Origin of the sequence: Winogradskyella sp. PE311 (genome assembly GCF_046545555.1) — a bacterium.
Taxonomy (GTDB): domain Bacteria; phylum Bacteroidota; class Bacteroidia; order Flavobacteriales; family Flavobacteriaceae; genus Winogradskyella.
In genome coordinates this window covers 521027-541690 of record NZ_JBHZTH010000001.1, presented here as the reverse complement: position 1 = coordinate 541690, position 20664 = coordinate 521027, and the positions used below count along the sequence as shown (strand labels likewise).

Below are 20664 nucleotides of genomic sequence, written 5' to 3'. Positions count from 1 at the left end.
AATTTAAATTAATTAATGATGTTCTTCTTCTGTTGCCATCCCAAAATAAAGGGCTGACAATATTGTAAATATATAGGCTTGTATAGCCGTTACAATAACTTCAATAACTGTAATAAACAATGAGAATGCTACAGATACTGGCGCAATTGCATAAGACTTAAATACAAATATTAATGACATTAATGCTAAAATGATAACATGACCTGCTGTAATGTTAGCAAACAAACGAATCATTAATGAGATCGGTTTTACAAACATTCCTATAATCTCAATTGGCATTAAAAATATTTTCATTGGCACTGGTACTCCTGGCATCCAAAATATGTGTTTCCAGTAGTTTTTGTTACCGCTAAATGTTGTAATGATAAATGTTATGGCCGCAAGAGTGAATGTAAACGCAATGTTTCCACTTAAGTTGGCGCCATTAAGTATCGGTATTAATCCAAAAATGTTATTTATCCATATGAAGAAAAAGATGGTTAATAAGTATGGCATATACCTTTTATACTTATGCTCTCCAATCATAGGTTTACCTATTTCATCTCTTACAAATACAATTAAAGGTTCTACAAAACTAGCAATACCAGATGGCACATTGTCTTCAGATTTTTTATATCGACGTGCAGCAGTTAAAAATATTAAAAACAACACTGCTATTGAAACCCACATCATAAATACGTTTCTGGTAATTGATAAATCAAACTTCGGTCTATGTGCATTTGTTGGATGCCCTTCTGCATCATAGGCAACCTCTTTAGCTCCTTCGTCTAATACATAAACCTTTTCATGTACGTTTACAAAGCGCTGGCCATTTCTTTCTACAATTTCATGTCCATGATAATCATGATGAAATGCTGAAGATGAAAACGTCGTTAAACCCTTATCCGTGTATACCATAACAGGCAAAGGGATCGTAATATGTGTTTCATTTTCTTTACCTTGGTTTAGGGTAGCGATGTGCATTCCGTAGGCATCCTTAACGTGATGTAAGATCATCTCTTTAGGATCGAATTTTTCTTCGTCTCCTCCTTCTTTGATTTCAGAGGCAAAACCAATATTAAATACGCTCAGAAATAACGCTGATAATATTATGTTTTTAAAGGTGCTTATTTTCATTCTTATGGGCTTAAAAATACCTTGCTTTAAATTCGGTGCAAATGTACGAACATTAAATGAAATTACAAGCAATAATTTCTCTATAATTTTCAATAGTCACTTGTCGTGTAAAACCATTGATTCATAGAGCTTTTAAAAAAATAATCTTATGCTTTTTGAAGAAATTTGGTTATTGCAAAAACTTCGAAAAATAAATACAAGAAATACGCAATGAAAAAATTAAAAACATCTGGCTGTTTGTTTTCATAATCTGATAGTAATAAAGGCAAAAGAAATAATATCGCTAATATCATTTTTAAAAATGTCATTACCATAAATAAATTGAAGATGTCCTTTTTGCCATTAGAAAACTTATAGTTAATAAGCGAATAGAAAGCTAGTGTAACTATAATATGAAACGTGTAAATTTGCCAGGTTGGAAAAAAGAATAAAATAGCACTTGCAAAATAATAAAGCAAGTAACTATGTATGGCAAACAATAAAATGCTAAAACCAACAAGCTGCAACAAAAATGTAATCTGTCTTTTTTTAAAATCTTCCATGTAGACTAATTATCTTCTTTAGAGTTTACAATTATACGTCTAATTACATAAACAATAGACATAATAACCGAGCCTAAAGATAAAACTAGTGTATAGAGATTATATTGGTTTGGATAATACTCATCTAATTTATAACCTATAAAAGTTCCTACCCCAATGATAGCAATCATTTGTATTGCAATACCCGAAAAAAGTGCGTAGTTATTAAGCTTGGCGCTCTGCTTTTTGGTCTGTTTGTTGTTGCGCTGATTTCTGTATAGTTGGCTCATTAGATAGTGCTTTTACTGTGCCTTTCATACTGCATGTTGCGTTAAAAGTCGCACCAGGTTCTACAGCTAATTTAGTGATATGAACCTCTCCCTCTATATGAGCAGTAGATTTTAAAGAAAGTGTGCCTGATAGAATTAATTTTCCTGAAAATTTACCTTCAAAATCAGCATTCTCACCTTGTAATGTACCTTTTATAAAGCCCGATTTACCAATAACCACTTTACCAGTAGTTTTAACATTACCTTCAACCGTTCCATCTATTCTAAATGGGCCTTTACTTGCTATATCACCAACAATTTTGGTGCCTTGTGCTATAATATTTTGTTGCGTACTTGTTTCCATAGATGTAGATTGTTTGAATTTTTTGCTGTCTGAAGAGAACATAATGATTTGGGTTTTATTCTAATTTTAAATATGCATTTAAGTTTTTGTGGCGTTGAATAATAGCATAATTTGGAGAAGAAATTGCAAAATATTCTTTGGTGATTTTAGGTTTAATAGTTCGCCCTCTTTCATCTTTTTCGTTAGTTAGTAACAGTTGCGCAAAACCACTTGCTCCTTGAATACTCTTTAGGCCATGAACAACAACAAAGGTCGTATTCTCATCATAAACATCGTGAGATGTAGTTAAGTCAAAATATTTAATCTTCTTCTCAATCTCTTCGTTAAGTGTTTTAATAAAATCACCTATATCTTCACCAGACCCATTTTGAAACTGATATACAACATTAAAATACTTTGGTTTATCATCTTGTACAAAATCCTTTTTAGCTAAAACAGGAATAGCATTTTGTAATATCTCTTGTGCTTTTTTACCTTCTTCAGAATTAGCATAAGTCAAAGCAATGTAATTTATACCTTCTTTGTAAGCTTCAAATCCATATAATCTACCTCTAGCTGAAGTTTTCAGGATTTCAAACTTTGGCACAAAATCATCACCTTGTAAACGTTTAATTTGCGTTTCAGCTTCAGCAATAACCTCGGCATATTTTTGGTCATCATACTTTTTATAAAGGTTTGTATAGATTACCTCAGGACTATTTTCATCTTTGGATAAAGCAGATTCTGGGTTTAGTAAGATTTCTGCATAACGAGAATCTGGATAACTAGTGATAATTTCAGATTTTATAGTCTCTGCTTTTCTATCTAACCCAAGTTCAATATATATCTTATAAAGATTATATTTTGAAGGCAAAATTAATCGCTCCTCCGGATTGTTTTTCAGCAAATCTTCGAATCTAGATTTAGAAAGAGACAACTCCTTAAATTTCTCTTTGTATATAATACCTAGTTGGTAATATGCAAAATTTCGTTCTGTCACGATACTATCAATTTCAGTTTTGTTTGTTGGAAGGGAGGCTATATAAATTTCTGGGTTATAGCGTTCATCATCTCCAGAAGCTATAGGAATTCCTTCTTTTTTAGTTTGTTGAATTCCTATTCGTTGGTCTGAAAGTCGCCAATTATCTTGCAATTTACGCTCTCCCCATAATTTTAAAAACTCGTTTTTACCGTACGCTACAGTTGTTGGGTTATAAAAATAAAAGTTATTAGTCGTACTCCTTGGACTAAAACCTCCGGGAACTGGACTTTTACTATTTCCTCTACCGTTAGAGTTAATATCGTTAGAATTACCTGCAGATGATGATATTCTTTGTTGTTTTCTTTGACTTTCTTCCTTACGTTCTTCTTCCGCTATTGCTTTCGCTTTTAATTCCTCGGCATATTTTGTATATAATGCGAGTTGTTCTTCTTTTGGAAGACTAATAATGTGCAAAATACTATCGTTTGTTTGAGCTATTCCTTCATAATAAATAACATCTTCTAAGTTTTCTCGCTTTTTCTTTATTATTCTGTAAGGCTTAGTATTCTGAACCATTGCAGTTAATGTACTGTCGTAATATGCACCTGCGGTCTTGTATATATTTCTATCAAAATACATATTGCCTAAAGTCTCGTAGTTAAGACTCTTCAGATATTTATCTGACGTTGTTTTTCTTAAAGATTGGTTATAATAAACCTCTGCTAAACTATCGGATTCTTTATTACGATGGAATTCTGCTATACGATAGTATATTTTGTCTAAGAAGGGTCTGTTTTCTCTGTTTTCCTCAAGTTCTGTTAGGTATTCTTGAAACATTAGAACATCGCCATCTAATTCATCAAAATTATAAGATTTTTCAAGATGTGCATTTATATAAAAAGATCTGGGAATTTGCCTATGCATATCAATAATAGCATCGAATTCCATATTAGCACTGTCCTTTTCCTTAAATTCATTATATAATTGACCTCTTATAAAATGATAGCGTGCTTTCTCGCTTTTTACTTTTGTGTTTTCTGCTGCAATGCCTAATTGTACTAGCGCGCTATCTTTAGATTTTAAATTAATATAAGCTTGTGCAAGTGCAGCTGTAGCATCAGCTAAATCTTGGCCTTCAATGTCTTCTTCGTCTAGTAATCGTTTTAATTTTTTTATTGCACCAACATTATTATCTAATCGCATATTAGATTTTTCGCGCCAAATCTTTACTTGATTGATTTTATCACTTGTCGGATATTTGTTTAGGATATTATTGAAGGCTGCAAGGGCTGGCACAAAACGTTGATCGAAATATCTTGACTGCCCTAAAAGCAAGTAAGCTTCATCTATTTGATAATTCTTTTCTTTACCATCTATATTCATCCCATGCTTCTGAATGGCTTTAATAGCCTTTTCTTCTGCACGCTCAAAATCTGCGTTTTTACTTTGTCCTGGAAGAAAAACATCTTCACTAATCTTCATACGTTCTATTGGCAAAAGCTCCCAAAAATTCTCAGTGAATTCGTCATTTACACCTAGTTTGCCTCGTTCTAAAGCTATATTTCCGTTGTAAAGAATATTGTATTTAGTACCTAAAGCATGGAAATTTCTGTTGATAAAAGTGTCTTTTTTTCGCGAGCAACCTTGGGCTATAAATGCTACGCAAAAAAGAGATAATATTAATTTATGATAGGTTCTCAACGTTGGTTCTATTTGATTAATAGATAACTAAAATGTTAGGTTTTTAGTGTGTTACGTGGTAAAAATAAGCATCTTTTTGAATTTTAGCTGTTATTTAAAGGTTTTTCGAGGTGGCGCATTTTTTAACTTCACAAAAAAGCCCGTAAATATTAATTTATTTACGGGCTCACTTGTTTTAATCTAATTTCTATTCTTCTTTCGACGAAACCATTGCTCCACTCGCGAAATGAGCTTCGAGTTCTTTCAATGTTGCAGGGTTAGTTTCTAAATCTTTTATCACATTTCCTTTTTCTAAAACAACAATACGCTCGCATACATCTGTAACATGCATTAAATCGTGACTAGAGACCAATACAGTTACACCTTGTTTTTCTGCTAAATTCTTTAAAATTTGCTTTAAACGGATTTGAGTTGTTGGATCTAGATTAGCAAAAGGTTCGTCTAAAATAATCACTTCTGGGTTGCCAATTAATGCCGCTACAATTCCTGCTTTCTTTTGATTTCCTTTACTTAAATCTCGGAGGTATTTTTTCTTACCAATGATTTCGCCATTAAAAAAGTCTTCAAACTTAGAAGTTAAAGCATCTACATCTGCTTTATTCTGACCTCTTAAGTCACCTATAAAATAGAAATACTCTTCTGGTGTTAGGTAGCCAATCAAAAAGCTTTCATCTATAAATGACGAGGTAAAAGGTTTCCATTCTTCACTTTGATCAACAACTACGCTATTGTTGGTGATACTTCCTGTTGTTGGTTTAATTAAATCGAGTAGTAAACTAAAGTAAGTGGTTTTTCCTGCTCCATTATTTCCAACTAAACCAAAACTTTGGCCTTTAGGAATGTTTAACTCTTCTACATTAAGAACTGTTGTTCCGCTATATGATTTTGAAAGGTCTTTTGTATGTATCATAATCTGTGTCTTGTATATTATTAACTATCTTGACTAAACGCGTTAATCATTTTATATTTTGAATCGAGATATTTTTTGGTAATAACTTTCATTAGTTTTTTATGAAGAACTATGCCTAGAATACCCAGAATCATCAATAATGCTATTGCTGCTTCAAAACCTACTAACCAATTGACAAGTGCAAATAATCCCATAGGCAGAATCATTAAAGGGATGCCTATTATCCATTGTACAGCGCCTGTTCCTTGATAATTAAACGCAGCTTTTTTATCTAAGTCTATTTTTTTTCTGTTGAAAGAACCACCATATAAAATGACGTGAGAGTTTACTCCTACATTATATACAGCTGCTGCAAAATGTGCTATTAAAATTTTCCAGCCAAAATAAACGTAAGGAATTCCTAGAATGAATAAGATTGCTACACTCATTACCATGAGTATAAATTTAGAGCGTAAATACTGCTCGTACTTTATATTTTGACTCATTAGCATTTTATAATATCCACTATCCCAAGCAGGAATAAATTGACCAAAATTGATTAGAAAAAATCCGGTAGAAAATATGCCTATAAAAGCAAACATAAATTCCATCTCTCTATACATAGGTTGCGGATAAAAGAACAAACCATAAAGTACACCAATTACTAAAAGCATCGCCATAGATTTAGTCCGTTTATTTCGCCATATTAACTTTAAATCTAATTGCATAAAAGGGGCGATGTCACCAAAACGATTTGTCCAAGATAAATCAGCCGCTTTTACTTCAGTTACTTTAGATTTTAACGAGCTATCTAAAAACAGCTTATCCCTAAGTATTTTAAAATTATAAGTGTAAAAAACTGCTAATATTGCTAGAGGAATCAAAATGAAAATCGGGTTATTCGCAATATAGATGAGACCATCTCCAATAAGAGATTTCATTGGAAGTATATTAAAATAATCTAATCCAAATAATGTTCCTGCCACCGCTATTATAGGAAGGAAGGATAATTCTTTTTCAGCAGAAAAAGCTTCAATAATAAAGTTTAAGAAATTTATTATCAGTACGGTAATAATCATGGTAAACATCCAGGTTAAAACCATAGATGTCCCATAACCTTCTCTAATAAGCATTATGCTAAACGGAATAATCGCAAAGAGTGGTAAAAAATTAAAAAAGGAAATTGCAGATTTGCCTAAAACAAAATTAACAATTGTTGAACGTTTTATGGGTAAAGTTAGTAACGGTTTTACACTCATTACAGGTAGTTTCTGCAGAAAGAAACGCATCATTAAGTCTCCAATAATCCAATAAAATAAAAAGCCATTGGCAATTACAAAAGCGTCTTGTTCAGGAAATGCTTTCTTTAAAATAAAGAGAAGACCAAATCCCAATCCTAAAAACATAGCAATAAAATAAAGGGCAAAAAACACCATAAGAATATTTATCGCAATACTTTTTTGCCAATAGGATGAGCGAAAATATTGCTTCCATTCTAGATTTAAAAAATGCTTTATCATAGTGGTTTTGGTTAGTTATTACTTTGAATTAGTATAAAACTAATTCAATATGTTACACAAGTTATACAATTTTATACTCAGGATGCTGCTTTGCCATAGCTTTTCGGAGTTTCGGAGCTACTATAAAGATCGAAATATAGAGCACTAAAGCAAATAAGACTATAACTAATGAAAATATAATGAGTGCAGTAGTGCTTAGGGTTCTTCGTTCTACATCTAAAATTACAGACGCATATATGCCTATATTAAAAATTTGCGATAAACCACCCAATTGCATTACAGTAGACTCAAATAACCATTTTTTTCCTGTTTGTTTTTTTAAGTATTTAACCCGTTTTGCTTGGTTGTAAAAAAACCAAATAGGAACTACCACTAAAACTACACAGGTAATTAGTAGAAATAAAAATCTGTTTTCAATAATTAATAAGAGGTTGTAATAACACCAAACTGAAAATAACGTTAGAATAATCTTAGGCAACTTAAAGAAGTCTTTAAAATACGTCCAAACTAATTTTCTGTAATACTTATTTAAGGCCTTTGTTTTTTCTTCAATAACATCGTTGAATCCCATGATTCCGAACTTTTTGAATTCTGAATTTAGTGCAGATTCAAAAGTTGTATTAGGGTTTTGTTCCAATTGTTCCTCTATGCCGTTTGCCAAATGATCAACAAGTTCTGTTTGCACATCGTACCAGTCTACATAGTGCTTTTGTGTAAACGTGTAAAGTTGGTTTATTTGAGGTTCTGCTAATTTCATTTTCTAACCTATGAGTTGATAATATTTTTTTAAAACTCTTTTTCTGTCTTTTTCAATAATTATCACAGCAGAGATTCCTAATACTATTGCAAATGAAAAATAGATTAGTCCTAAAACAAAATTCTCAATTAATATATCATTAACTACGTTAAACATGTACAAAAAAACTGATGGTAGCGAAGTAACCGTAAATAAGGATTGCATCGATTGTACTTTTTTAACTGCTTTACTATATTTTATTTGATAAAATAATGGATAGAGAACTAAAGCAGCCAAGAAGAAAAAGCAAACAAACGTAAATGTTTTTAGAGTTACATATTGTAATAAAACATAACCTAGGCTAATTAAAACAGCCAAGAGTAATATATACTTAAGTTCAAAGAAGAACTTAGCAAATTGAACCCATAATTGTTTTTGATAAGTCCAGTGAATTGTTTTTTGTTGTTTTTTTGCAAATTCTTTTATGAATTTTATTTTACCGTGAAGATAATCTTCGAGTAAACCGTAATTAGAGTGCTCTTCAAACTCAGTAACTAAATGATCTAATAGCTCAGAACGAATATCTAGGTATTTAATATTTTGATTTATTAAAAAATCATCTACTATTTTTATCTTTTCTGGAGTAAGTTTCATTTAAGCCAATTTAGGGTTTACTAGCACTTGCATTGTCTTAATATACTCTGCTAACTCTTCGAGCTTATTAACCGTTTCTTTTGTTCCTGTTTCTGTAAGTTTATAGTACTTGCGCAAACGATTATCTACTTTTGCTACCTCAACATCTAGCAGGCCTTCTGCTTCTAACTTATGTAATGCCGGATATAAAGCACCTTCTGTAATATTAAGCTCGCCTTTTGTTAAAGCTTTTACTTTTTGGGTAATCTCATAACCATACATTTTATCTTGCTCGTTAAGCAACTTAAGGATGATAGTGGTTAAACTGCCCTTATATAATTTTGAATTACTCATACAGCAAATATACATAATTTTCTTATGCATAATAAACTTAGGTATTATTTTAATCTTAATTTCTAGCTAAAAAAAGACCGCTTTCTTATTTTTGTATAAAATTATTTTTAATGGCTCAATTTCATTCGCTAAATATAAAATCGGTGGAAAAAGTAACGGATAAATCAGTTGCTTTATCTTTTGATATACCTGAAAATTTAAAAGAAAATTTCGATTTTAAAGCTGGTCAATATATCACTTTAAAAACTACAATTAATGGAGAAGATATACGTAGAGATTACTCTATTTGTTCTTCAAAAAATAGCGGAGAGGTTACAGTTGGAGTTAAAGCTGTTGAGAACGGAACCTTTTCTGTTTATGCTAATGAAGAACTCAAAACTGGCGACGCCATAGAGGTTGCAGAACCTAATGGACGCTTTGTTTTTGAAGCAAATGAAGTAAAAACTAGAACTATTGCTGCTTTTGCAGCAGGTAGCGGAATAACCCCAATTCTTAGCATTGCCAAAACACTTTTAGAAGACGAGCCTTTTAGCAATTTTATCTTAGTTTATGGAAATAAGTCTATAGCAGACGCCATGTTTGTAAAAGATTTACTAGAGTTAATGACCGTTTACGGTAATCGTTTTCATGTTCATTTTATTTATAGTCAATCACAAGAAGCAGATGCCCTTTTTGGTCGTATAGAAAAAAGTACTGTTAACCTTATTGTAAAAAACAAATACAAAGGTGTTAGCATAGAGAAATTTTACCTCTGTGGACCAGAACAAATGATACATACTGTTAAAGATGTATTGGTTGAAAATGGCGTGAAAGAAAAGTCCATTTTATTCGAATTATTTACAGCACCCGTCGAAACTGAATCTAATTCTGAAACAGAAATACTATCGGGAGATTCAAAAATTAAAGTCATTGTTGATGAGGAAGAATTTGAATTTAGTATGTCTAAAGAAACAACTATTCTTGAAGCGTCTCTAAAACAAGATATCGATGCGCCATATTCTTGCCAAGGTGGTATATGCAGCAGTTGTATTGCAAAAGTAATAGAGGGAGAAGCCACAATGCGACAAAATAATATACTTACAGAGGGTGAGGTTGCAGAAGGCTTAATTTTAACGTGCCAGGCATGTCCTACTTCAAATAGTATTGTTGTTGATTATGATGATGTGTAAAAAATAAAAAGTATATCTTTAATCTACCCCTAGGAAAGAAAATACTTTTCTTTAAAAGCGTGAAAAATTATACGTATATTTTATCTATAATACTGCTTTTGTTCTTTAGTTGCGCGCCAAAAACTTACAATTTTGGTGACACGAACAACATTAGGAGTGATTTTAGATATCTATCCTTTTATGAATCTTCAAGAATTTTTGAAAATAAAATTTTGAAAACTAATTATGAAGACATCAATTTAAAAAGAATGAAGTTTGATAGAAAAACAGAATTCTGGTTTTCTAACAAAAAAATAATAAGCTTTGAATCCAAAAGTCCAAAAACCTCAACTGGTAAGGGGATTTGTCATCATATTGAAATTTTTAAGAAAAACTTCTTATTGATTTTTAAAGATGACTGTTGGGCAGCAGGCCCAGCTTCTGTAAAAAGAGATAATGTTTTAGTCCTAGATTTAAACACTAAAAAAGTTTATAACACAGATTTCGGCAACATACAGTTGTCAATGTCAAAAAGTTATAATGATTACTGTTGTGAAAATTCTAAAAACTCTTTTGCAATTTTATATATTGATTTAGAGATTGAGGAAATCATCATTCATAATAAATTTGGTAGTGAATCATTTAAAATGACACCTTATTACAAGTCAGTATTCTGAGAGTTGAAAAGATTCATTTATCTCATTTACAACCACATCTACAGCAACGCTTTTGGCAGCATTTTCATAACCATCAGGTTGTTTGTTACCATAAACTGAAGTTGGTATCAACGGAAATTGTTCTCTATCAGCTAAAAGTGCATAATCATATGGCTGATTAAAAGGAGCAAAGCCAGCGAAAGGATGTGTTACACCCCAAATAGTAATTACTTTTTTACCAAGCATTGCTGCTAAATGTGCGTTCCCAGAATCCATAGATAACATCACATCTAGATTAGAAATAATTATGAGCTCTTCCTCTAAACTCAATTTACCTGCTACTGAACTAACATTATTGTACTTTTCTTCAAACTGATTTAAAGTTTTGATTTCTTCTTCTCCTCCACCAAACAGAATAATATTATCTTTTTGAGAAAGCCTAGAAATTACTGCTTCCATCTGGTCTAAAGGATACATCTTACTCTTGTGTGCAGCAAAAGGTGCAATACCAATCGTCTTTAATTCTTTATTAGATATAAACCCTTTTAATTTTGTAGATAGTGTTTTTGGTTTAGGAAAACTTGGGTCTGATAAGTCAATTTTACAACCTAAACCTTCAAAGACATCAGCATAACGTTGATGCATTGTTTTTAATTGTTTAAATGTTTTACCAGCAATAAGTGCCTTCTTTTCAGCTCTGCCTTTGTCTAGTTGCACAACTTTTTTTCCTGTAAAAAAGAATTTTAAAATTTTAGTTCTTAAAACATTATGTACATCTGCAACAGCATCAAAATTTAAATCTTTTAGTTCTTTTGAAAGTTTATAAAGTCCTAAAATACCCTTATGCTTTCCTTTGAGATCTGCTGAATAATACTCAACATTCTTTAAATCATTAAAAAACGGTTTAAAAAAAACTCTGGTAAGTACTGTAACTTTTAAATCGGGATATTGCTCTGTTAATGCTCTTAAAACAGGCACTGTCATCGCCACATCTCCCATGGCAGAAAACCTAATAACTAGTATGTGTTTTGGGTGTTGCATCGAGCTCAATTAAAAAGTCCTCGACAAGCTCAGACTGACAGGTAATTAACGCATTACTTTTGTCCTCTTAAAACAGGATTTAGTTCATCATCATTATACATTTTCATTTGCTTATAAACCTTCATGTATTTATCACCACTAGAAATGTCTTCTAATAAATCATCAATAGCAGTACTTAAGTCTGTACGTTGCTCTAATAAAACATTTAGTTTTATTTGGCAAGCTGATTTATGAGCCTCACTAGCATCTTCTCTCACAGTTTCAATATGCATATGATAAATTTTAAGGGCTAAAATCGATAGGCGATCTATTGCCCAAGCCGGACTTTCAGAATTAATTTTTGCATTAGGCTTTACATCGACATCATTATATTTTTCTAAAAAATAGCTATCTATAAACTCAACTGTATCTGTTCTGTCTTGGTTAGAGGCATCAATCATTCGCTTTAGCTTTAAGGCTGCAACAGGATCTATATTTGGGTCTCTAATAATATCCTCGTAAGCCCATTGAACAGTATCAATCCAAGATTTTCTATATAACAAGTGCGCTATTAAGTCGTCATTTTTATCAAACTTATTTTTAAATGGCTGATCTACTGTATTTAAAACCTTATAGGTTTTTATAACATCTTGAAATATAGTGTTCGCTTTTTCTGAAAACATGCTTAAAATAATTTTGAATATGCAAATATAGTTTGAATTATTAACTTAGCATCTCAACTAAAGCTATTCTATGCAAATTCATAACTTATCTAAAACCCCTTCGATACTAAATACTTTTATTGCTGAAATAAGAGATGAAATTATACAAAAAGACAGTATGCGCTTTAGAAGAAACATTGAGCGTATTGGTGAAATTATAGGTTATGAGTTAAGCAAATCTTTAGATTTTGAAGACAAAAATATTGAAACCCCTTTAGGCATTTCTAATACGGTTACTCACAAAAACGATATTGTACTCTGTTCTATTTTAAGAGCAGGTGTACCGCTTCACAATGGTCTATTAAATTATTTTGATGGTGCAGAAAACGCATTTATTTCAGCTTATAGGCAGCATAAAGATAATCCTGAAAGTTTTGAAATTATAGTTGAATATTTAGCATGCCCAAGTTTAGAGGGTAAGACTTTAATACTCGCAGATCCTATGCTGGCAACTGGCCAATCTATGGTAACAACTTTTGAAGCTTTGAAACCATTTGGAACCCCAAAAGAAATTCATTTAGTTGGCGTTATTGGCGCTCAAAGTGGTGTTAATTATGTTTCTGAAGCTTTTGGTAAAGACACCCATCTCTGGATTGCAGCTATAGATGACACTCTTAATAATAAAGGTTATATTATTCCTGGTCTAGGTGATGCTGGTGATTTAGCTTTTGGTAATAAACTACAACAATAATCCAATAATCGGTGTAATAACTAATAGCACTACAAACACTTCTTTAAACCAACGTTCTGAAATGACTTCGATATAATTTGCCATAATTATTGAGAATGGTGCAAACAAAAATATAAATTCACTTCCATTTTTTAGAGGTGAAATTACCGCAACCAACAAAGCAATAATTGAGGACCAAGCAATTAAAAAATAAGAAGGTCTTAACTTTTTGTTCTTGTCTTGTAAAGTTCTGAAGAAGTACACGATTACCCATATAAAGGATGTGAATAAAACAGTAAATCTTAAAATGTTTTCCCCACTATTATATGGTGTATAGTCTAGACTTGCATAAAGTTCAAAATTGGTTGGTTGTATATAAACATTATAAACAAAAACATTATAAATGACTAATAAAACTAAAATTACTGCAATACCCATAAATGGAATTATGGCGTTCTTTATATCATTTTGAGAATGATAAATTAAAGCAACTATAACTAAAGAGAAAAATAATATTGCCCAAAAATAAAATAATGCTGCTAGCATTATCCAAAAGCCCGCGTCAAACAGTTTTTTCTTTATACTTAGGTTAGAATGTAAACTAATGAGTCGTCTTAAAGCGAATAGTACAAATAGGTTTGAAAACAATAAATCTGAGTGTTTTAGAGCTTCTGGAAACATTCCGATAAGCAATCCAAAAGTCATAATAGCATAACTATTTTTTTTTGTAATACTATTTTTTGAGACAATAAAATCTAAGAGAAAAATAAAAAAAACTGCAATAACTAATTTAAAAACTGCCTTTAAAGTTGTATCTAAATCATTGAATAGCAAGCTAATGTTTGTGAAAACAAACGTTAAAATGATAAAAATCAATATTATAATGAAGTTTATCGGTTTAGATTTACTAAAAATGCTTGTGATCATGGGTATTATTTAAAATACTTCAATTGGATTATAACACCTCTTTTTGTACTTTTGCGTTGTAAATTTATAAACTTATGAAAGATTTCTTTTACGGAATACAAGATTTATTTGTTGGAGGCTTATTTACCCCATTTGATGAATTAAGAGAATTAGAGCTAAGCAACTGGTTTGCTGCCAATGGTATGTCTTGGATTTTTATGGCAATAGGCTTTGTAGCATTTACCTATTGGATGCTTCAATTGAAAAAATATAATGACAATAATGAGGAGGATAAAAGTGTTTCTGCACACTCTTATTTATAAGTCAAACCCAATATCCTTTCGATAATACATCTTATCAAAATTTAGATTTTCTATACTTTGGTAGGATTTTTTTATAGCCTCATGGTAAGTTTCACCATAAGATGTTATAGCCATAACTCGACCACCAGAAGTTACTACATTGCCATCCAGAAATTTTGCGCCTGCATGAAAAATGATAGAATCTTCAATAGTATCCAATCCTGTAATTTTTTTACCTTTTTCATAAGTCTCGGGATAGCCACCAGAAACTAACATAATTGTAGTAGCTGCTCGATCATCAATTTCTATTTTAACTTCAAATAAGGTTTGATTAGCCATAGCCTGCAAAATTTCTACCAAATCAGTTTTAAGTCTAGGAAGAACAACTTCGGTTTCCGGATCACCCATTCTAACATTATACTCAATAACTTTTGGCTCATCACCAACTTTAATAATTCCTATAAATATAAAGCCTACATAAGGAAGGTTGTCCTTCTTTAATCCTTCTACTGTTGGCTTAACTATTCTACTTTCAATTTTATCTAAAAAATCTTTTGTCGCAAATGGAACCGGTGAAATTGCACCCATTCCTCCTGTATTCAAACCCGTATCTCCTTCGCCAATTCGTTTATAGTCTTTTGCTGTTGGTAATATTTTATAATCCTTTCCATCAGTTAAAACAAAACAACTTAATTCTATACCATCTAAAAATTCTTCAATAACAACTTTATTGCTAGCATTACCGAATTTAGCGTCTACAAGCATACTTTTTAATTCCGCTTTTGCTTCATCTAAATCATTTAATATCAACACACCTTTTCCTGCAGCCAATCCATCTGCCTTTAATACATAAGGCGCATTTAAAGACTCTAAAAACTTATACCCAGCTTCTACAGTCTCTTTGGTAAAACTTTGATACGCAGCCGTTGGGACATTATGACGCATCATAAATTCTTTTGCAAATTCTTTACTCCCTTCTAATTCGGCCGCTGCTTTTTGAGGACCTATTATAGAAATGTGTTTTATAGCTTCATCTTGCAAAAAGAAATCATGAATACCTTGTACTAAGGGATCCTCTGGACCAACCACAACCAAATCAATATTTTTTTGAATTACTGCTGTTTTAATCCCTTCAAAATCTGTAACCGATAAATTTAAATTTTCAGCAATAGCTTCAGTTCCTGAGTTACCTGGCGCAACAAATAGTTTATTCAAACGTTTGCTTTGGGCAATTTTCCATGCAAATGTGTGTTCTCTTCCGCCTGAGCCTAATATTAAAATATTCATGGTTAAATTTTGTTTGGGCAAAAATAATTGGTTTTCAGTTGAAAAAACAATTAATTTACATAAACCTTAAATAGACATTTCTCTTGAGACTATTTGATTTTTCTTTGAAAGTAAATGGCTTTGATATAAACAAAGCAAAAACCGTTTTATCTGATATTAAAGGGCAAAATGATTTAGAGTTTAACGTTTATGTAGAGAAAAAGAAAAAAGAAATTATAACTTATCATCTAAAGCATAATTCATTTTATAAATCACATGGGAGAACTGCTGATGTAAATGATTGGAGTACTATACCCATAATAACAAAGCACAATTTACAGCAACCAATAGAAAAACGATTAAGTGATGGGTTTACCTCTAAAAATGTCTATATAAATAAAACGTCTGGCAGCTCTGGACATCCTTTTGTTTTTGCTAAAGACAAATGGTGCCATGCAATGACATGGGCAGAAATAATGGATCGCTTTTCATGGTATAATATTGACATAAATTCTTCTAAACAAGCTCGTTTTTATGGTATACCTCTAGATAAAAAAAGCTATTACAAAGAACGATTAAAGGATTGGCTGGGTAATCGATTTAGATTCTCAGTTTTTGATTTGAGCTCTTCCGCTTTTGATAATGCGCTTTCTAGATTTACTAGATCTGCTTTTGAATATATAAACGGCTACACAAGTCCAATAGTTCAGTTTGCTAAATACTTAAAACAAAAAGACATTATTCTCATCAATATCTGTCCAAGTCTAAAAGTATGTATTGTTACTTCTGAAATGTTGTTTGAAGATGATAAAGCTTTGATGGAAAAACAGTTTGGCGTGCCAATTATAAATGAATATGGTGCGTCTGAATTAGATTTAATAGCATTTGAAAACAAAAAAGGCGAGTGGCAGGTTAATAGCGAAACGTTGTATATAGAAATCTTGGATGAAAACGATAATGTTTTACCATATGGAAAAGAAGGGAGAATAGTAATTACTTCTTTTTACAATAAAGCACATCCTTTTATTCGTTATGATATTGGTGATATTGGTGTTTTATCTAAAACAAGCACGAATAGAAAACCAATTTTAAAATCTTTAACTGGCAGAACAAATGATATTGTTACTTTACCAAGTGGAAAAAAGGCTGCCGGATTAACATTCTATTATATCACTAAAAGTGTAATAGAAAATGATGGTAATGTTTCTGAATTTATCATTGAACAACCCACGTTAGATACATTTAAAATCTTTTATGTAAGCAAGGAGGCACTTTCTGTGGAAAAAAAGGAACTTATATCCTCTGAAGTAAAACGTTATTTAGAAACTGGAATTTTAGTAAGTTTTGAACGGGTAAAACAATTAAAACGAACCAAGGCAGGAAAATTAAAACAATTTATTTCTAGGGTATAGTTTTTATTAATCGCTTCTTAACGATTAAGTGCTCAAAAAGAAAGCCTATCATGTATAGTATTGATTTGGGAAAAGAGAACCCTAAACCATTTCTATAAACATCAAAATTATACTTAATTAAATTAACCTTATTTGAAGATAGTGATCCTTCAGTAATACGGTAGTAGGCAATTGTATCGGATATACCTATTGCTGGCATTTTACTTCTTTTTAAAGCTTCTAACCATAATAACCAATCTTGACGTTTTTTTAGATCCTTTGTATAAATCTTACCTAATTTACTGCTATTGTATATACCTGTTAAATTTCCTATATAATTTGCCTTTATTAGTTTTTTATATGAAAGTAATTTTATGGCTTTAACCTTAACTTTTAAGGGCTTTGTGTTAGCATCTACAAGTTCGTAACTGCCAAAACAAACATCAGCTCTTTTTAGCGCTTCTAATTGTAGTTCTAATTTGTTACTGCACCAAAGGTCGTCGGCATCTAAAAAGGCTATGTAGCTGCCCTTAGCCATCTCTGTTCCAAAGTTCCTGGCTTTTGCAGCTCCTCTATTTTTAGAGTGTTGAAAAAGTTTTATTCTTGAATTTTCTAAAACTAGTGGTTGCACTGTTTTCACTGTTTCATCTGAAGAAAAGTCGTCAACTAAAATTAATTCCCAATTAGAATAAGACTGATTACTTACGCTATCTATAGTCTCCTTAATAACATCTTCGTTATTATACATTGGTGTTATAATAGAAACAAGAGGTTTCATCTAATAATCAATAAGCTTTATCTTCTCCTTTCACAGCGTTAAGAAATGTTTGAGAAATTATTTTAATATCTAACAATAGCGACCAATTTTCTATATAGAAAATATCATATTTTACACGTCCTATAATATCTTTATCTGTCTCTACCTCACCTCTAAAACCACTTACTTGAGCTAAACCTGTAATACCTGGTTTAACAAAATGTCTTACCATAAACTTATCAATCTTTTTTGCATACATATTGGTATGACTAACCATGTGAGGTCTTGGTCCAACTACAGACATATCACCAAACAATACATTAAAAAACTGCGGAAGCTCGTCTATACTTGTTTTTCTTATAAACTTACCTACTTTAGTTACACGCTGGTCATCTCTTGTGGCTTGGTATAAATTAGCATTCCTATTAGGTGTCATTGAACGAAACTTATAACAATCAAATTCTTTAAAGTTAAAACCATTCCTAGACTGTTTAAAAAACACTGTTCCTTTAGATTCTAATTTTATTAAAATGGCTATAAGTGGCGTTAGCCAAGACAAAATAAATATAATAACCATACTAGAGAATAAAATATCGAAACCACGCTTTAAGATAGTGTTGACAGAATCTTCAAGCGGAATATTTCTAAGGGTAAGAATAGGTATGTAATCATAGTATTCGTAACGTAGTTTTTTTGAATATATCTCTTTACTATCTGGTATAAATTTTAGAATTTTTAAATTATTATCAGCAAAATCCACAATATCAGCAATCTCTGAATTTGTAAGTTCAGAGATAGAGCAATAAAGTTCATCAATATCCTCGTCTAAAATATATTCAAAACATTCATTTAAGGATATATCTTTATTTTTAAAATTATAAGTCTTTTTATGTATGTAACCATACTCTAAGTTCTTATTAAAGAAGTTCTCTAGGGCCATTGTCTTTTTATTAAGGCCAAATATTACCGTAGATCTAAAGTTACCACCAAATGAAACTCTATATTTTTGAAGTAAGTAGTAGATTGTAAACTTTAGTACTGTAATTATTAAAAAGCAAATAAAAGTGTACTTTATAATGGGTTTAGGGTATAGGGTTAACTCATGATAAAGGCCAGAAAAAGCAAATACAAAAAGTAAAAATAGAACTAGCTGTTTTATAATTAAAGACAGAATGTTTACTGGTCTTGTATATCTATAAACTTCATAAAATTTTGAGTAAACAGATAAAAGTACCCAGCCAATAGATATAAATAATGTAAATATAATAGGGTCTTTCCCCTGTATTAAATAGATGATAGCTATTCCATTAATAATACTTAAGTCAAGTATATATGAAATAGGTCTTAAATACCCTGAATATCTTCCGTGTTTAAATAAACTCAAATCGTGCAAAAATAGTTAGCAAAAGTAGTTTTTTTCCTGAGTTTATAGCTTTAATTGGTTAATGATTTTACTAATTTAAATTTAGAATAAAAACCGAATATATACAAGATTATTTGCAAAATTAGGAGAAAGTGAAAAAATAGAAAATTTGTTTTTTAGGTAGCACTCATTATAATTCTTTCAACTTTTCTAACATATTAGACAATATTTTGTCTTTCGAAAAATTTTCAATTACATAGCTTCGCGCCTTATCGCCTTGTTTTTGTAGCTTTTCCTTGTTATTTGTAAGGTGTTGCAAATCTGTAACAAGAATAGAGCTGTACTTAGAGAAATATAAGCCAGCATCTGAAGCTTCAAAAATAGATTTTACTTCAGAGTTTTCATTTCCTATTATAATTGATGGTTTTGCGCTTGCCATCATACCTAGGACTTTAGAAGGCATAACTGTATCTATTACTTCTGGTTTTTGAAATAAAATATGTACGTCCGCACTGCATAATAAATCAGATAATTCTTCAAAAGGTACAGGAGGATAGTAATGAACATTTGAAAAGGCGCTAATTTTTTCTAACAACCAATCTTTTTTTGCTCCATCACCCACAACAACTACATCGTAAATACCTGGATTAATATCGTTACAAAATTTGATAAAAACATCCCAATCTTGTTTATCTCCAATATTACCAGAATATAAGATTTTAATTTTGTTAGAACTTAAGTACTTGTGCGGCTCAGAATTTAGGGGATTTATTTTTTCTTCATCAATCCAGTTTGGTAAAAAAAATTGTTCAGAAGTAGTTTTCTCTGAAAATCTTTTAAGCATACTGTGACTTATTGTACTTCCTAAATCTGCTTTTGAAAACAACCACTTTTCTAATTTAAAAAGCGCTTTAAAAATAATATTTTTCTTTTTTCCAACACCAGTCTGAAGTGCCGCATCAAATTCAAAATCTTGAACATGAACCCATAACTTCGATTTGAATCTTTTTTTTTGAATATAACCTAATAATACAGAGGTAGTAAAAGGAACAACTGAAATCACTAAATCACATTCTTTAATCTTAAAAAGATTGAAGAATGATCCAAAAGTAAAATCGGATAAATGTATTATTCGCTTTAAAAAATTAGGATTTTTGGGGACGTACTGCTTATATCTCAAAACTCTAGTGCCAAATAACTCTTCTTGTAAAAATACCTTTTTCTTTTTGTAACCATCAGAAATCTCCCATTTTGGATAATAAGGAAACGCTGTAACTACTGTAACTTTAAACCCAGCATCTTTTAAAAAACTTACCCATTGCGTGGAATATAAGCCAATAGCTGTATCCTCTGGCGCGTAATTAAGGCTTATAAAAGTTATGTTTTTAATTTTCACAAA

General features: G+C 31.1%; 22 protein-coding genes. 5 read left to right on the top strand and 17 right to left on the bottom strand.

What is annotated here, in order from left to right:
• Positions 1–12 precede the first annotated feature (12 nt).
• The 10 genes from atpB to ACFWU4_RS02325 form a co-directional block, all read right to left on the bottom strand.
• Entirely contained in the window at positions 13–1116 is a 1104-nt protein-coding gene (gene atpB / locus ACFWU4_RS02370) for a F0F1 ATP synthase subunit A (protein WP_411124491.1), read from the bottom strand.
• A gap of 146 nt (positions 1117–1262) precedes the next feature.
• Positions 1263–1658 (bottom strand): hypothetical protein, encoded by a 396-nt coding sequence (locus ACFWU4_RS02365; RefSeq protein WP_411124489.1) that lies wholly within the window; start codon positions 1656–1658, stop codon positions 1263–1265.
• Between the two features lie 5 nt (positions 1659–1663).
• On the bottom strand, positions 1664–1927 hold the full coding sequence (locus ACFWU4_RS02360; RefSeq protein ID WP_411124488.1) for an AtpZ/AtpI family protein: 264 nt from the start codon (positions 1925–1927) through the stop codon (positions 1664–1666).
• Positions 1863–2312 (bottom strand): bactofilin family protein, encoded by a 450-nt coding sequence (locus ACFWU4_RS02355; RefSeq protein ID WP_411124486.1) that lies wholly within the window; start codon positions 2310–2312, stop codon positions 1863–1865. Before ACFWU4_RS02355 ends, ACFWU4_RS02360 begins: the two co-directional genes overlap by 65 nt.
• A gap of 13 nt (positions 2313–2325) precedes the next feature.
• Positions 2326–4932, bottom strand: coding sequence for a tetratricopeptide repeat protein (locus tag ACFWU4_RS02350; RefSeq protein ID WP_411124484.1), 2607 nt, complete (start codon positions 4930–4932; stop codon positions 2326–2328).
• 187 nt (positions 4933–5119) lie between these two features.
• Positions 5120–5842 (bottom strand): ABC transporter ATP-binding protein, encoded by a 723-nt coding sequence (locus ACFWU4_RS02345; protein ID WP_411124483.1) that lies wholly within the window; start codon positions 5840–5842, stop codon positions 5120–5122.
• Positions 5843–5862: 20 nt separating this feature from the next.
• On the bottom strand, positions 5863–7341 hold the full coding sequence (locus ACFWU4_RS02340) for a DUF5687 family protein (RefSeq protein WP_411124481.1): 1479 nt from the start codon (positions 7339–7341) through the stop codon (positions 5863–5865).
• A 61-nt stretch (positions 7342–7402) separates the two neighbouring features.
• Positions 7403–8098, bottom strand: a complete 696-nt coding sequence (locus ACFWU4_RS02335; RefSeq protein WP_411124479.1) for a hypothetical protein — start codon at positions 8096–8098, stop codon at positions 7403–7405.
• Between the two features lie 3 nt (positions 8099–8101).
• On the bottom strand, positions 8102–8731 hold the full coding sequence (locus ACFWU4_RS02330; protein WP_411124477.1) for a hypothetical protein: 630 nt from the start codon (positions 8729–8731) through the stop codon (positions 8102–8104).
• Positions 8732–9064: a PadR family transcriptional regulator gene (locus tag ACFWU4_RS02325; RefSeq protein ID WP_411124475.1), complete on the bottom strand. Its 333-nt coding sequence runs from the start codon at positions 9062–9064 to the stop codon at positions 8732–8734.
• 110 nt (positions 9065–9174) lie between these two features.
• Here ACFWU4_RS02325 and ACFWU4_RS02320 point away from each other — a divergent pair, with 110 nt between their 5' ends.
• Complete coding sequence (locus ACFWU4_RS02320) at positions 9175–10233, top strand: FAD-binding oxidoreductase (RefSeq protein WP_411124473.1); 1059 nt, start codon at positions 9175–9177, stop codon at positions 10231–10233.
• Between the two features lie 212 nt (positions 10234–10445).
• A complete protein-coding gene (locus ACFWU4_RS02315; RefSeq protein ID WP_411124472.1) occupies positions 10446–10889 on the top strand; it encodes a hypothetical protein in 444 nt (147 codons plus the stop codon).
• On the opposite strand, the gene ACFWU4_RS02310 is transcribed toward ACFWU4_RS02315, so the two are convergent.
• Positions 10878–11909 (bottom strand): glycosyltransferase family 9 protein, encoded by a 1032-nt coding sequence (locus ACFWU4_RS02310; RefSeq protein WP_411124470.1) that lies wholly within the window; start codon positions 11907–11909, stop codon positions 10878–10880. The two genes, ACFWU4_RS02315 and ACFWU4_RS02310, sit on opposite strands and share 12 nt — an antisense overlap.
• Before the next feature lie 53 nt (positions 11910–11962).
• Positions 11963–12571 carry a DUF4254 domain-containing protein gene (locus ACFWU4_RS02305; protein WP_411124468.1) on the bottom strand — a complete coding sequence of 203 codons (609 nt, stop codon included), beginning with the start codon at positions 12569–12571 and terminating at the stop codon, positions 11963–11965.
• A 70-nt stretch (positions 12572–12641) separates the two neighbouring features.
• On the opposite strand from ACFWU4_RS02305, the gene upp reads away from it, so the two are divergent.
• A complete protein-coding gene (gene upp / locus ACFWU4_RS02300) occupies positions 12642–13301 on the top strand; it encodes a uracil phosphoribosyltransferase (protein ID WP_411124466.1) in 660 nt (219 codons plus the stop codon).
• On the opposite strand, the gene ACFWU4_RS02295 is transcribed toward upp, so the two are convergent.
• The gene (locus ACFWU4_RS02295) at positions 13290–14207 is read right to left on the bottom strand and encodes a DUF6427 family protein (RefSeq protein WP_411124464.1); all 918 of its coding nucleotides are present in this window, start codon (positions 14205–14207) and stop codon (positions 13290–13292) included. The genes upp and ACFWU4_RS02295 overlap by 12 nt on opposite strands.
• 74 nt (positions 14208–14281) lie before the next feature.
• On the opposite strand from ACFWU4_RS02295, the gene ACFWU4_RS02290 reads away from it, so the two are divergent.
• Positions 14282–14509, top strand: a complete 228-nt coding sequence (locus ACFWU4_RS02290; RefSeq protein WP_411124462.1) for a DUF6341 family protein — start codon at positions 14282–14284, stop codon at positions 14507–14509.
• Here the strand turns inward: ACFWU4_RS02290 and purD are convergent.
• Positions 14504–15775 carry a phosphoribosylamine--glycine ligase gene (purD, locus tag ACFWU4_RS02285; protein ID WP_411124461.1) on the bottom strand — a complete coding sequence of 424 codons (1272 nt, stop codon included), beginning with the start codon at positions 15773–15775 and terminating at the stop codon, positions 14504–14506. The two genes, ACFWU4_RS02290 and purD, sit on opposite strands and share 6 nt — an antisense overlap.
• Positions 15776–15858: 83 nt before the next feature.
• On the opposite strand from purD, the gene ACFWU4_RS02280 reads away from it, so the two are divergent.
• Positions 15859–17166, top strand: coding sequence for a phenylacetate--CoA ligase family protein (locus tag ACFWU4_RS02280; protein ID WP_411124459.1), 1308 nt, complete (start codon positions 15859–15861; stop codon positions 17164–17166).
• Here the strand turns inward: ACFWU4_RS02280 and ACFWU4_RS02275 are convergent.
• From ACFWU4_RS02275 to ACFWU4_RS02265, 3 genes are all read right to left on the bottom strand, one after another.
• Positions 17156–17923 carry a glycosyltransferase family 2 protein gene (locus tag ACFWU4_RS02275; RefSeq protein WP_411124457.1) on the bottom strand — a complete coding sequence of 256 codons (768 nt, stop codon included), beginning with the start codon at positions 17921–17923 and terminating at the stop codon, positions 17156–17158. The two genes, ACFWU4_RS02280 and ACFWU4_RS02275, sit on opposite strands and share 11 nt — an antisense overlap.
• A gap of 7 nt (positions 17924–17930) precedes the next feature.
• Positions 17931–19286 (bottom strand): exopolysaccharide biosynthesis polyprenyl glycosylphosphotransferase, encoded by a 1356-nt coding sequence (locus ACFWU4_RS02270; protein WP_411124455.1) that lies wholly within the window; start codon positions 19284–19286, stop codon positions 17931–17933.
• Between the two features lie 169 nt (positions 19287–19455).
• Complete coding sequence (locus ACFWU4_RS02265) at positions 19456–20661, bottom strand: WcaI family glycosyltransferase (RefSeq protein WP_411124453.1); 1206 nt, start codon at positions 20659–20661, stop codon at positions 19456–19458.
• Between the last annotated feature and the right edge of the window lie 3 nt (positions 20662–20664).

What these genes read in the sequence shown, in the direction of transcription:
- ACFWU4_RS02320 (WP_411124473.1), top strand. Translation starts at nt 9,175, where the DNA reads ATGGCTCAATTTCATTCGCTAAATATAAAATCGGTGGAAAAAGTAACG.
- ACFWU4_RS02335 (WP_411124479.1), bottom strand. Translation starts at nt 8,098, where the DNA reads ATGAAATTAGCAGAACCTCAAATAAACCAACTTTACACGTTTACACAA.
- ACFWU4_RS02345 (WP_411124483.1), bottom strand. Translation starts at nt 5,842, where the DNA reads ATGATACATACAAAAGACCTTTCAAAATCATATAGCGGAACAACAGTT.
- atpB (WP_411124491.1), bottom strand. Translation starts at nt 1,116, where the DNA reads ATGAAAATAAGCACCTTTAAAAACATAATATTATCAGCGTTATTTCTG.
- ACFWU4_RS02290 (WP_411124462.1), top strand. Translation starts at nt 14,282, where the DNA reads ATGAAAGATTTCTTTTACGGAATACAAGATTTATTTGTTGGAGGCTTA.
- purD (WP_411124461.1), bottom strand. Translation starts at nt 15,775, where the DNA reads ATGAATATTTTAATATTAGGCTCAGGCGGAAGAGAACACACATTTGCA.
- ACFWU4_RS02330 (WP_411124477.1), bottom strand. Translation starts at nt 8,731, where the DNA reads ATGAAACTTACTCCAGAAAAGATAAAAATAGTAGATGATTTTTTAATA.
- ACFWU4_RS02275 (WP_411124457.1), bottom strand. Translation starts at nt 17,923, where the DNA reads ATGAAACCTCTTGTTTCTATTATAACACCAATGTATAATAACGAAGAT.
- ACFWU4_RS02295 (WP_411124464.1), bottom strand. Translation starts at nt 14,207, where the DNA reads ATGATCACAAGCATTTTTAGTAAATCTAAACCGATAAACTTCATTATA.
- ACFWU4_RS02310 (WP_411124470.1), bottom strand. Translation starts at nt 11,909, where the DNA reads ATGCAACACCCAAAACACATACTAGTTATTAGGTTTTCTGCCATGGGA.
- upp (WP_411124466.1), top strand. Translation starts at nt 12,642, where the DNA reads ATGCAAATTCATAACTTATCTAAAACCCCTTCGATACTAAATACTTTT.
- ACFWU4_RS02325 (WP_411124475.1), bottom strand. Translation starts at nt 9,064, where the DNA reads ATGAGTAATTCAAAATTATATAAGGGCAGTTTAACCACTATCATCCTT.
- ACFWU4_RS02360 (WP_411124488.1), bottom strand. Translation starts at nt 1,927, where the DNA reads ATGAGCCAACTATACAGAAATCAGCGCAACAACAAACAGACCAAAAAG.
- ACFWU4_RS02305 (WP_411124468.1), bottom strand. Translation starts at nt 12,571, where the DNA reads ATGTTTTCAGAAAAAGCGAACACTATATTTCAAGATGTTATAAAAACC.
- ACFWU4_RS02365 (WP_411124489.1), bottom strand. Translation starts at nt 1,658, where the DNA reads ATGGAAGATTTTAAAAAAAGACAGATTACATTTTTGTTGCAGCTTGTT.
- ACFWU4_RS02340 (WP_411124481.1), bottom strand. Translation starts at nt 7,341, where the DNA reads ATGATAAAGCATTTTTTAAATCTAGAATGGAAGCAATATTTTCGCTCA.
- ACFWU4_RS02355 (WP_411124486.1), bottom strand. Translation starts at nt 2,312, where the DNA reads ATGTTCTCTTCAGACAGCAAAAAATTCAAACAATCTACATCTATGGAA.